Raw genomic sequence first — 12709 nt, forward strand, 5'->3', positions numbered from 1 at the left:
TTCCTTAGGTGTGTTCTTAAATCTTTAGGCTAAGCAGAACAACTAAAAGAGAGCTCTTGGGAAGACTCTCAAGTACAAATTAACTAAATCTATATATAAAATCAAAAACATAATTACTTGAAATTTCATGTAATATTTAAACAAATGGAAAAATTCAAAATGATAAACAAACCACAAATTAAAAAATAATTTCAAAATTTATCACTATTTTTTTAATAATTTTATTATTCAAATACAGACAATAAAAATATAATTATCAATAAAATCTTTTTTTGACCAAAATTAACCTCTAATTGTCCCAAAATGACATAAAGAATTATAGCCAAAGTGTATTCTTTATGTAACATATAGTTATTCAAAAATCCTCCTGAAATACTTGGTTTAAAATATGTTTATGATGAGCAATCATTTTTCACTTATTTGTGAATACTTGATTAATAAGAAAATTTTAGATAGTACTAGCTGTAAAGAAATTTGCGGTTCATTTTGCATAAATAATGAAATATTTAGCGAATATAATGTTTTTTATATGAAAAAAATTATTAATTTTTGCGCGAATTATCCAAATAAAAAAATTTCTTTAGATATTAATCACATACATATTTCTAAATTTTCACTTTTAGAATTAGGAGCCCTTATCCAAGAAAATCATCTCAAAGCGCTACAATTTATATTTCAATATCAACAAGCAGCTTATCCACTTGCCGAAATAAATTTATATTTAAATTCCAACATTTATTTTGAAATAAAACCAAACTTATTTACTACCGTTACTGATAGTTCTTATATTTTTTGTGTTGAATATCATCTTAATCAAATTATGCAAACTATAAGATATTTTATTCCAACCATAAAATATCCTAAGAAAATTAATTTACGTTTTCCAGAACCCCAAAATGCCCAACTATATCGAGATTTTTTCAACTGTGAAATAATTTTTAATAGTACTGAAAATCAAATTTTTTTTGATATTTCAAGAAATTTCTTAACCAAAAAAATTGAGCCTTTAGATTACTCAGAGATAGATAAGAAAATCAAAGACTTATTAAATACAATGCAACCTAAAAATTGCAACCATACAAATCTAAAAAATAAAATTTACTCTATCTTAATTCAATCTGGAAATACTATTCCAGATGAAATATCTATAGCAAATCAATTAAATATGCATACAAGAACATTAAGAAGAAAACTTAAACTTGAGAACGAAAGTTTTAGAAATTTAATTAAAAATTATAAAATGCACAAAGCAATAGAATTACTTATAAACAGCAATTTAAGCTATAAAGAGATAGCATTTTTATTAGGTTTTAAATCTTTTAGTAGTTTTAGCAAAGCTTTCAAAACATGGACAAATAAGACACCGCAAGAATTTCGAGATCAAGTAAAATAATTATTTTAAATTTCATTAGAAATAAATATAATTATCTATATAAAAATATTTACAATTTTCTCAGTACTTATTATTAATATTAAAAAAAAAGATAAACTTATTACAGGAATAAAAAACAATACAAGAATTTTATCAAACCAATGTATATAGGGATTATTTCTTTTACTAAAAACCCAAATAATTGAAAGAACTATAGAAGTTATAAAAACAAATACTAGAAAAAAATCGATAAAAGATATAAAACCCATCACAAAACTCACAAAAGAAATACATACAATCCAATTAGTTTAAGTAAAATAAATTGGGGTATTTTTAAATACTACAATTTTACTTCAATCCAAATGGGACATAATTATAATTAAATAGGACAACTAATAATTAAACTTTAGATATATAAACTGAATATGAAGTTTCTTTTAACTCTTAGACATTAAAGTTAAGCAGAAAGTCTCTATAAAAAATTTTTACTGAATGGTATATAAACTTTATTAATAAGAAATGAAAAAAGCCCAACATCCTGTTGGGCTTTTTTCGTATTTCGTTACTAGGCATACATCCTGTAATACCTCACGTCCTGATGCTTAAACTTATTATTGTTGTTTTACGTTTTGGAACTTCCTGTTCCTGATGAGTTCATCATAGGCAATTCGTGAGGTCATAGAAAGACGTCAATTTCCTGAATGGATGTAGGAAAAAGCGTACATGGTTCTTTTAAATTTAAAACTTGATTTACCCATCATTGAAATAAAAAATATGAATTTATAAAGAAGTTCTGTTCTTCAATTAAATAAGAAAAAGATATAATGAGTTTATTACTTTATTTCTAAAATAAATTTAAAAACAACAAGGAACGACATGTCTAATCTACCATCAAATCTTTTTCAACCTTTAGTGATCATACTTGCATGCCTTATTATCCTTGTAAGTAAAATGCCTCAGCTAAAATTTAGAAAAACCATATTATTTTTAGCTCTTGGCAGTCTTACTTTAATCTGTGCTTTGGCAATATTTGGCTTCTTTAATTAAGCCTTATTTCTTGCTCTTCTCTATCATTTTTTCAAAGTGTTTAAGGTTTGGGTTCAACATGTCCCAAGCATAAGTCTGGCTCACAAAAACCTCCGCTTTAGGATGATAGAGACTTGGGTCATCCAAAGTGCCTGCGCGTATTGAAATCATTTCAGGAACAAGTTCAGGTAAGCCAAAAAGTTGAGAACCACAAGTCGGGCAAAAAGCTCTTTTAATGGGACGACCAGAAGAACCTAATGTCTCAAAATATTTAAGTTCGCCACTTATTTTCAATTCAGATTGATGAAAAAAAGCGATTGGCGCATAGGCCGAACCTGTTGCCTTTTGGCAATCTCGACAATGGCAATTAAAACTATAACGTGGCTCTGCATCACTTTGATAGCTCACAGCTCCACATAAACATGATCCTTGATATTTAACTGACATGGCTCACCCTATTTTTTTATTGCTGTTATTTGAATATAACGTACATACCCATTTTGATAGAGTTGTTGGCATAACTTTGCAGTCATTTGGATTTTAAAATTTGCCAACCCTCGGTTATGGCTTTGTGCTTGTTGATTTTGAATATACTGTGAAAAACCTAATAATACCTGTTCTGATAAATCTTCGATTTTAATATCTGTAAAACCTTGTTGTTCCAAGGTAGTTCTCAGTATCTCTTCCGTGAGTAAGGCATCCCAAGTGACATCGGCTGCTTTAAGTAAATAACGATGCTTTTGTTCTTGTAGTATGGTCATGTTGTGACATGAGTCGGCACGCATCAAGTAATGAAAACCTAATCGTCCTTTTGAATTTAAAACTGGCGTAACCGAATCTAGAAATGAATTTAAATGACTGTGATAAGCCGCATCGATACATAAAATGGCATCGAAGCGTTGTTTAAATTCAAATTGTTTTAAATTTAAAAATGAACCACAGAAAATCTGACTTATTTCAGGAATAAATTTTTGAATTTTATTAACACATGAGGCTTGTAGTTCAACAGCACTAAGGCTTTTGGGGTGATAGTGCTGTAACCAGTGCAATAAACTTGCACCCTGTCCACAACCTAAATCTAAGAGATGATCTTTTGAATTTAAATTGACAGCTTGTGCCAGATGATCAGCCAATTGGCGACAAGCTTCACGGTAGGTTTGGGTATTTTTCCAAAAACCCAAGTTTGTCCAAGCAAGCTCTTCACTATCTCCCAAACTTGATGCATCAATTGCATATTTATGAGGGATAAATCGAGAAAGAGCTGCTCGAACTTTTGCTTTCACAATTTTAGTAACCGAGTTCAGGGGCAACTTCGACCTTAGGCTTTAATCCCACAAATGGTAAAGGTGCACCCAAAATTTCAGCAATATGCATCGCAGAAGTCACTGCTGACTCTAAAATTGGCAAACCATCACATGACCATGAACCACAGTAGAATACTTTACGGTTTGGTTCTAAGTGACGTTGTTGTAGCTCTTTGTTTAAAGCAATAGTTTGCGAGTCTACAACTGCACGCGTTAAGGTCACTTTTGAAATGACTTTTTTAGGGTCGATATCCACTACTGGACGCCAAGTTTGGAATACAGGATTTTTACCTACTAGTGATGGCTCAACGGCATTCATCCAAACTGTAAACTGCTGACGAGTAAACTTACGGTCCATCATATAGCTCAGCACTGACCAGTCTTTACGGCGTGGTGGCATTACTGTTGCATCTGTATGAATAACCAAGTCGCCTTGTTCAAAGCGGAACTGTTTAAGCAGATTCATATCTTCTGCAAACTGTTCAGGGTTTAAGAACTCTTCAAGTTTAGATGTTGGCGTCGCCACAATAACGCGGTCAAATGTACCTTGGTCACCTTTTTCATTTTCGACCAGTACTTTTTCACCTTGTAGCTCAACTTTTTTAATTGCCGAACCGCTATGGATATCAATGCCTTTAATTAAGCTGTCTACAAATGCAGGTGTACCGCCTTTCATACGCAACAACATGTCACCATCAGTTAAATGACGCAAAAACTCAAGAAGGTTTTTCGCAGGCCAATCACCAATTGTTTTTGGGTTACATGTACAAATCGTATAAAGCACCGGCATAACTACACCATGCCAGAATACTTCTTCAATATCGTTCTGATTAATAAATTCAGCGAGAGTAATATCTTGATTTTTAGATTTAAAGAACTGGTGAATCGCAGTTTTTAATTGCAGCATCCCTTTTACCAGACGCCAGCCATATTGCTGGATACCTTTACGGTTATTGATAATTGGGAAATTACCAATACGGCTACGAGATGTGGTTAACCATGTTTCAGTACGATCTTCAAATAACCAGCTACAAGACATATAGGTACGAACCGGAAAGGTTTTAATGCCTAAATGTGCAGCAAGGCTGAGTGTATTTTTCCATAGATGCGGGTTCATAACACGCAATGGTGCATCAATAATCCCACCATCGAACTCAATGCTATGACTGTCCATTCCCCGGCCAGGAAGTGCTTCAAATATCGTGATTGTATGTCCTGCATCTTTCAGAATTCTTGCTGCTGCAAGTCCTGCCATTCCACTGCCAATAATTGCGATATCCAAAATGATGTCCCATTTTTCGAGAATTTTTTTGATTATCACTCATACCCTAAAAAAACACCGTATTAAAAACTACCAGATTTTTATTTTTTGCATCAATTTATATAGAAAAATTTTAAAAGGTAAGCCCAAAAGTTTTTCATAAAATTTTACAAAAGAGGATGACTGTATAAAAATCTATATTTTTTAAAAATTTAAAAAAATTCTTTTAAATAAAATAAGATAATTTAACTGTATTTATATCATTCGTTTTACAAGTATCATTTTTTGCGGTATCATGGTGGTATAATAATGAGAACTAAATCACACAAAACAATGCCGACACAATAATGATATCCATCATAAAAACAGAAACTTTACAGCGAAAAAGCCCGCTATTCACACTTGATAGCGGGCTTTTTATTACTTTGCTTTTAAAGATCATTAAGTACAGCTTAGCAATTTATCCTTCTTGCATGATTGAACCGAATTTTCCACGATTAAAATCGTTAATCGCTTCCATAATCTCGGCTTTGGTATTCATGACAAATGGACCATAACCTTCGATTGGCTCATTTAGTGGTTGGCCAGTCAACACCAAGAATTTAGTGTCTTCTTCAGCATTTAAGCTAAACTCAACGCCCTCACGAGATAAAATCGCAACGGTTTTGCCTTCAAGACGGTTTGTATCATTGACCACAACCGCGCCCTCTAGCACAACAACAAGGGTAGTATGCCCTTCAGGTACATACAGGGTATGTTTTTGGCCTTTTACCAATTTACCGTCCCATACATTTAATGGACTAAATGTAGTTGCTGCACCTTTTGCATCTGCATATTCACCTGCGATCACACGCAAATGACTACCGTGCTCGTCTAGTGCAATGTCCGGAATATCTTTAGCTTCAATGGCTTGATATTTTCCAGGGGTCATTTTTGAATGCGAAGGTAAATTTACCCACAATTGCACCATTTCAAAAAGACCGCCATGCTCTGCAAATTCAGGAGAATGGAACTCTTCATGTAACACCCCTGCACCCGCAGTCATCCATTGCACGTCACCGGTTTTAATGGTTCCGCCACCACCACTTGAGTCTTTATGAGTCACTTCACCTTGATAGGCAATAGTAACTGTTTCGAAGCCACGGTGAGGATGTGAACCTACACCTTGTTGTTCAGTGGTTGGTGAGAAGTTATATGGCGCTGCATAATCCAGTAACAAAAATGGGCTTAGGGTTTGGCCTAAACGGTCATAAGAGAACAGGTTATATACAGGGAAACCATCACCAACCCAATGCATGTGGTTATTTTGATATGCACCAAGAAATTTCTTCATCTGATCTCTCCTATATATGTAGGATTTTCTTGAACTGAGATTGATTTTACGCCTCAATAATTGCAGTTTATAGATCAGGATTAGCAACACATTATTGCATTTATGGGACAATCATAAATTTTGATGTTTTGTTTAAGAGATCGTCCTATTTTTAAAATTCTTAATCCTATTTTTTAGACTTAATTACGACAACAAACTCATCTAGCATGATTTTAGGCACTGATGACCTACCCAATAATTTTTGATTATTCAATTTGATAACATGAGGACATAAAAAATGGCTCAAGATTATGTACGCTTAGACAAGGATAATGCTGCGGTTCTTTTAGTTGACCATCAAGCAGGTTTACTTTCTTTAGTTCGAGATATCGATCCGGATAAATTTAAAAACAACGTACTTGCTGTTGCAAATGCAGCAAAATACTTCAATCTTCCAACAATTTTAACAACCAGTTTTGAAACTGGTCCAAACGGTCCTTTAGTTCCTGAGTTAAAAGAAATTCACCCAGATGCGCCTTTTATTCCACGTCCAGGCCAAATCAATGCGTGGGACAATGAAGATTTCGTAAAAGCGGTTAAAGCAACCGGTAAAAAACAACTGATTATTGCAGGTGTTGTAACTGAAGTTTGTGTGGCATTCCCTGCACTATCTGCTTTGGCAGAAGGCTTTGAAGTATTCGTAATTACTGATGCTTCTGGTACTTTCAACGAATTAACACGTGATGCAGCTTGGGACCGTATGTCTAAAGCAGGTGCTCAGCTGATGACTTGGTTCGGTATGGCGTGTGAATTACACCGTGACTGGCGTAATGATATTGAAGGTTTGGGCACATTGTTCTCAAATCATATCCCTGACTACCGTAACCTGATTTCAAGTTACAATCACAACACTAGCCAAAAATAAGTTCTACTGCCAAGATTAGAATGCTTAAGCATTCTAATCTTACATTTTAATGGGTTGAACGGACATTGATAAGCTCTTTTGATGATTTTTATTATTTCTATTTGGTCGTAAAACACGGCGGCTTTAGTGCGGCCAGTGAGGCCGAAAATATTAGTAAATCCAAGCTCAGCCGACGCATTATTGACCTTGAAAATAAATTTAATGTCAGCCTGATTCAAAGAACAACCCGCCATTTTAAAGTGACCGATTTAGGTCAAGAGTTTTACGAGGAATGCTGCAAAGTCATTGCTCAAGTTGAATGTGCAGAGAACGTGTTATTAAAGCAAAAAAGTGAGCCTCAAGGTTTGGTAAAAGTAAGCTGCCCGCCTTTAATGATGCATTTTCAAATTAGAAAAATTTTAAATCAGTTTTTAAAAACCTACCCTAAAGTTGAAATATCTCTTGAGCTAACGAGCCGTCGAGTAGATATCTTGCATGATGACATCGACCTTGCGATTCGAACCAATTTTGAACCGAATGAAGATTCAAATTTGATTGTTCGTGACGTGATTAAAACCGATCATTGTCTGGTGGCTTCGCCTGAATTACTGCAAGGTCGCACCATTAAGCATTATTCCGAATTACAGGACTTTCCAAGTATTAGCTTAGGCACACAAAAGCAAAATTATATTTGGCATTTATGCAATATACGTAATGGTGAATCGGTTGATGTGCCTTATCAACCACGAATTAAAAGTAATGACTTGGCTGGCGTTTACTATGCCGTGATGGACGGTTTAGGTATTGCCGACCTTCCTTTTTTAACCGTTGAATCGGAAATTCGTAAAGGAACGCTGGTCCATATACTTCCTGACTGGAAGTCGAATATTGGCATGCTACAACTGGTTTATGTGTCTAGAAAAGGCCAACGCCTTGTGGTCGAAAAACTCATTGAAACCCTCATTGATGAGCTTCGTCGTTTACCCGAAAGCCATGAAGGATATTTGCCGACTTAAATAAAAAACCGGTCATGAATGGGCATGACCGGTTTTTTTGTGAAACATCACATGCAGTATAACTGCATGTTTTCGTTCAGAACAAAGCGAACTCGCTTTAACCCTTACTCAGATAAGTCTACGCAGAGGTATTTCATTTCGACATATTCTTCGATGCCGAATTTTGAACCTTCACGACCTAGACCTGACTGTTTTACGCCACCAAACGGAGCAACTTCGTTTGAAATCGCGCCCGTGTTAATGCCGACCATACCGTACTCAAGTGCCTCACCTACTCGCCATTGACGAGCTGTGCTTTGAGTAAACAAATAAGCAGCTAAACCGAACTCGGTATCGTTCGCCATTGCCACTGCTTCATCTTCAGTTTTAAAGCGAAATAGTGGGGCAAGCGGACCAAAAGTTTCTTCTTTAGACACTTTCATGTCTTGCGTTACGCCAGTTAACACAGTCGGTTCAAAGAATGTACCGCCAAGTGCCGAACGTTTACCACCAATACGAACTGTTGCGCCTTTCTCAGTTGCATCTGCAATATGAGACTGAACTTTTGCAATCGCATCTTCATCAATTAAAGGTCCTTGAGTTGAACCTTCTTGACGGCCATCGCCAACTTTAAGCTTAGACACAGCTTCAACCAAGCGCTCTGCCAACGCATCGTAAATGCCATCTTGAACATAAATACGGTTAGCACAGACACAGGTTTGACCGCTGTTACGATATTTACTTGCCATGATGCCCTGAACCGCTTGTTCAAGGTTGGCATCATCAAATACCAATACAGGCGCGTTACCACCCAGTTCAAGCGAAAGCTTTTTAATGGTTGGCGCACATTGTTGCATCAAGATACGGCCAACTTGTGTTGAACCAGTAAAGCTTAACTTACGAACAATATCGCTTTCGCATAGGGTTTTGCCGACTTCAACTGCATCACCACTAATGTTAATTAAAACATCTGCTGGTAAGCCTGCCTGTAACGCCAATACTTCAAGCGCATAGGCGGTTAACGGCGTTTGCTCTGCCGGTTTAACCAACATTGAACAACCCGCAGCAATGGCTGGACCTGCTTTACGCGTAATCATGGCAGCCGGAAAGTTCCACGGCGTAATTGCAGCTGTAACACCAATCGCTTGTTTAATCACGAGCAAACGTTGGTTTGGCAACGTAGGTGTTAAGACTTCACCATCAATACGACGCGCTTGCTCGGCAAACCAGCGAATGAATGATGCTGCATAACCAATTTCACCACGTGCTTCTGCCAATGGTTTACCTTGCTCAGCAGTTAAGATTTGAGCCAGATTTTCTTTGTGCTCAAGCATGAGGTTGTACCATGCCAATAGCACATCAGCACGCGCCAAGGCAGTTTGCTTTTTCCAAGCAGCCTGCGCTTTTGCTGAACGGTTAATTGCGGCTTCAACCCCTGCACGGTCATAGGTTTTTACCCATGCCAAAGTTTCACCTGTAGCAGCATCATTTACCTCGATATAGTCATTTGATGCAGGTGCTTCTAATGAAATATCAGGATGTTTTAATAAATACTGCAAATTATTTTGAATCATGCAGATTGCTCCATTGCTTTTGCACTACCTGCTTTGAGTGTCGCAAAACCTTGTTTCAAGATATCAAGACCTTGACGGAATTGCTCAGCAGGAATGGTTAATGGATATAAGAAACGAATTACATTACCGTATTTACCACAAGTAAGAAGTAACAACCCGTTTTCCATTGCATAGTTTTGTACAACTTTTGCTTGTTCAGCTGTTTCAAGCTCTACTGCAACCATTGAACCTAATGCACGAATATCGGTTACTACGTCACCTGTTGCTTGCTGAATATCTTTAAGCGTAGCAACTAACTCAGCGCCTAATTCATTTGCACGGTCGCATAAGTTTTCTTCTTCAATCGCGTCAATCACGGCATGCGCAGCGGCAACTGCAATCGGGCTACCTGCATAAGTACCGCCTAGACCACCCGGGTTTGGTGCATCCATGACTTCTGCACGACCCACAACACCTGAAATAGGGAAACCACCGCCCAAGCTTTTCGCCATCGTGATGAGGTCTGCTTTAGTTTCATAATGGTTCATCGCAAATAACTTACCAGTACGAGCAAAACCAGATTGCACTTCATCAGCGACAAGTAAAATACCGTGCTTATCACAAATTGCGCGTAAACGTTTTAAGAACTCGGCTGGCACCACATTGAAACCGCCTTCACCTTGTACTGGCTCAAGTACAATTGCTGCAACGTCATGTGGCGCAATATCTTCACTGAAAATATCTTCAACGCTTTCAATTGCCGCATCTACTGAAATACCTTTTGCAGGTACTGGGTAACGTGCGTGGAACACACCCGCTGGCATTACACCGAAATCACGTTTATAAGGTGCTGTTTTACCTGTCATTGCCATGGTCATAAATGAACGGCCGTGGAAACCGTTACCAAACGTGATAATGCCGTGACGACCTGTGTAACAACGAGCAATCTTCACTGCATTTTCAACTGCTTCTGCACCTGTTGTGAAAAAAGCTGCCTTCGCAGGACCAGCAATTGGCGCGCGTTCATTAATACGTTCAGCTAAAGCCACATAGCTTTCATAAGGCGTAACTTGATACGCAGTATGCGTAAATTTAGTAAGTTGTTCAGTCACCGCTGCAATGACTTTAGGGTGGCGATGGCCTGTATTTAAAACTGCAATACCACCAGCGAAATCGATAAATTGGTTGCCTTCCTTGTCCCAAATCGTGGCATTTTCAGCTTTTTCCGCATACCACTGACACATCACGCCTACACCACGTGGAGTTGCTTGCTGTTTACGTGCGTTAAGTGCAGAATGTTGAGTATCCATTTGATTCCCTCATATTTTCATCATCAGTTGCAGCTTAGTTTTTTTGCATCCTGTGCTTAATTTTCAGGGTGCTTTACAACGACTGCCTATGCATGTAATTTCGCTCGTCTGATGGCAACTGACGAGAGCCACTTTTTAACTGTAGGAGAGAGCCAATTGCGTAGTTTACTTGGAGATCATTTGCTGCAACGACTCCAACAGGACACTGAAGGGAAACTACATCAACGCCTTTTCCGTTGCCTGCGTGGTGCCATTATTGATGGAGTCATCCAGCCCAAGACTCGTCTACCTGCATCACGCGATTTAGCCAGTGAAATTCATGTTTCGAGAAATACCGTTCTTAGTGCCTACGAACAACTACAGGCCGAAGGCTATTTAGAAGCACGGACAGGACATGGCACATGGGTTGCCGAAAAGTTACCAGAGAGTTTTTTAAATACACAAAACAAGAAAAAAGTAGTTTCTAGCCCAAATATTCAAAGTTCTTACGCCCTCTCACAGCGTGGCTCAAACTTATTGGGCTATGCCGCAGCCTCGCCACATCAATGGGGAGCCTTTGTTCCGGGAGCACCCGATGTTACCGAGTTTCCACATCATATTTTTAGTCGTATTCAAGCACGCTTAAGCCGCGAACCGGACATTAACCGTCTAATTTATAGCAATGCAGGTGGATGCATAGAGCTTCGAAGTGCGTTGGCAGATTACTTACGTGTTGCGCGTTCAGTCCAGTGCGATGCGGACCAGATTATTATTACCGAAGGCATTCATCAAGCCATTGATTTAGTCTCACGTGCACTGAGTGATATGGGAGATAAAGTCTGGATTGAAGATCCCGCTTATTGGGGAATGCGTAATACGTTACGGATTAATGGCCTCGATATTCAGCCGATGCCTGTCGATGCTGAAGGCATTATTCCCGAAGAAAATCCAGCAGTACCGCCTAAACTCATTTTTGTCACACCATCACATCAATATCCGCTTGGCTCACATTTAAGCCTTGATCGTCGCAGACAATTGATTCAGATTGCACGTCAGCACAATAGCTGGATTGTAGAAGATGACTATGACAGTGAGTTCCGTTTCTCGGGCCAGCCTTATCCATCTTTGCAAGGCTTAGAAAATAACGCACCTGTTTTATATATGGGCACGTTTAGTAAAACTATTTATCCATCTTTAAGAATTGGCTATTTGGTCGTCCCTAAGCCGTTATTTTCACCGCTACGTATTGTTGCGGCCGAACTTTATCGTGGTGGGCACTTGCTTGAGCAAAAAGCCCTCGCTGAATTTATTCGTGAAGGCCATTATGAAGCGCATATTCGCCGTATGCGTCTGCTCTATGGTAAACGCCGTGATTACTTGGTGAGCTTAATTCAACGCTATCTTGGCCCCGAATTTATTCATGAATATGACGAAGCGGCAGGGTTACATCTGGTTTTAAAACTACCGAACTCTTGCGATGATGTCGCCATTGCAGCCACAGCGCTTGAACGTGGCGTCAAGGTTCGTCCACTGTCTCAGTACTACATGCAGTCGCATGCACATGCAGAGCGCGGACTGCTGATGGGCTTTGCCTGTGTAAATGAAAAAGATATGGTGATGGCTTTTGGCGTCTTGCTTCAATGCTTACGTGAAGCAGGTGTATCCACACTGAATTGATTTTTATCTGAGTAAA

10 protein-coding genes are annotated in these 12709 nt (G+C 38.1%); 4 read left to right on the forward strand and 6 right to left on the reverse strand.

Features of this window, described 5'->3' with window-relative positions; all coding sequences use genetic code 11:
• Positions 1–388 precede the first annotated feature (388 nt).
• Entirely contained in the window at positions 389–1393 is a 1005-nt protein-coding gene (locus EGT34_RS10265) for an AraC family transcriptional regulator (protein ID WP_000480931.1), read from the forward strand.
• Between the two features lie 1029 nt (positions 1394–2422).
• On the opposite strand, the gene EGT34_RS10270 is transcribed toward EGT34_RS10265, so the two are convergent.
• From EGT34_RS10270 to EGT34_RS10285, 4 genes are all read right to left on the reverse strand, one after another.
• Positions 2423–2845: a GFA family protein gene (locus EGT34_RS10270; protein ID WP_000114353.1), complete on the reverse strand. Its 423-nt coding sequence runs from the start codon at positions 2843–2845 to the stop codon at positions 2423–2425.
• An 8-nt stretch (positions 2846–2853) separates the two neighbouring features.
• Positions 2854–3681 carry an SAM-dependent methyltransferase gene (locus EGT34_RS10275; protein WP_000645055.1) on the reverse strand — a complete coding sequence of 276 codons (828 nt, stop codon included), beginning with the start codon at positions 3679–3681 and terminating at the stop codon, positions 2854–2856.
• 4 nt (positions 3682–3685) lie between these two features.
• Complete coding sequence (locus EGT34_RS10280) at positions 3686–4984, reverse strand: NAD(P)/FAD-dependent oxidoreductase (protein ID WP_000350212.1); 1299 nt, start codon at positions 4982–4984, stop codon at positions 3686–3688.
• Positions 4985–5423: 439 nt separating this feature from the next.
• Complete coding sequence (locus tag EGT34_RS10285; RefSeq protein WP_000713965.1) at positions 5424–6296, reverse strand: pirin family protein; 873 nt, start codon at positions 6294–6296, stop codon at positions 5424–5426.
• Positions 6297–6573: 277 nt separating this feature from the next.
• Here EGT34_RS10285 and ycaC point away from each other — a divergent pair, with 277 nt between their 5' ends.
• Both ycaC and EGT34_RS10295 read left to right on the forward strand, forming a co-directional pair.
• Positions 6574–7200, forward strand: coding sequence for an isochorismate family cysteine hydrolase YcaC (ycaC, locus tag EGT34_RS10290; protein WP_000046156.1), 627 nt, complete (start codon positions 6574–6576; stop codon positions 7198–7200).
• A 65-nt stretch (positions 7201–7265) separates the two neighbouring features.
• Positions 7266–8195, forward strand: coding sequence for a LysR substrate-binding domain-containing protein (locus tag EGT34_RS10295; protein ID WP_000625761.1), 930 nt, complete (start codon positions 7266–7268; stop codon positions 8193–8195).
• Positions 8196–8299: 104 nt separating this feature from the next.
• Here EGT34_RS10295 and EGT34_RS10300 read toward each other — a convergent pair whose 3' ends face one another.
• Both EGT34_RS10300 and gabT read right to left on the reverse strand, forming a co-directional pair.
• Positions 8300–9748 (reverse strand): NAD-dependent succinate-semialdehyde dehydrogenase, encoded by a 1449-nt coding sequence (locus EGT34_RS10300; RefSeq protein WP_000615680.1) that lies wholly within the window; start codon positions 9746–9748, stop codon positions 8300–8302.
• A complete protein-coding gene (gene gabT, locus EGT34_RS10305) occupies positions 9745–11037 on the reverse strand; it encodes a 4-aminobutyrate--2-oxoglutarate transaminase (RefSeq protein ID WP_000380899.1) in 1293 nt (430 codons plus the stop codon). The genes EGT34_RS10300 and gabT overlap by 4 nt, the downstream gene beginning before the upstream one ends.
• Positions 11038–11193: 156 nt before the next feature.
• On the opposite strand from gabT, the gene EGT34_RS10310 reads away from it, so the two are divergent.
• A complete protein-coding gene (locus EGT34_RS10310; RefSeq protein ID WP_024437653.1) occupies positions 11194–12693 on the forward strand; it encodes a PLP-dependent aminotransferase family protein in 1500 nt (499 codons plus the stop codon).
• Positions 12694–12709: the final 16 nt, after the last annotated feature.

Source organism: Acinetobacter sp. FDAARGOS_558 (assembly GCF_003937785.1).
GTDB lineage: Bacteria > Pseudomonadota > Gammaproteobacteria > Pseudomonadales > Moraxellaceae > Acinetobacter > Acinetobacter baumannii.

Coding starts and splice junctions, on each gene's coding strand:
- EGT34_RS10285 (WP_000713965.1), bottom strand. CDS start 6,296: ATGAAGAAATTTCTTGGTGCATATCAAAATAACCACATGCATTGGGTT.
- EGT34_RS10300 (WP_000615680.1), bottom strand. CDS start 9,748: ATGATTCAAAATAATTTGCAGTATTTATTAAAACATCCTGATATTTCA.
- gabT (WP_000380899.1), bottom strand. CDS start 11,037: ATGGATACTCAACATTCTGCACTTAACGCACGTAAACAGCAAGCAACT.
- ycaC (WP_000046156.1), top strand. CDS start 6,574: ATGGCTCAAGATTATGTACGCTTAGACAAGGATAATGCTGCGGTTCTT.
- EGT34_RS10265 (WP_000480931.1), top strand. CDS start 389: ATGTTTATGATGAGCAATCATTTTTCACTTATTTGTGAATACTTGATT.
- EGT34_RS10270 (WP_000114353.1), bottom strand. CDS start 2,845: ATGTCAGTTAAATATCAAGGATCATGTTTATGTGGAGCTGTGAGCTAT.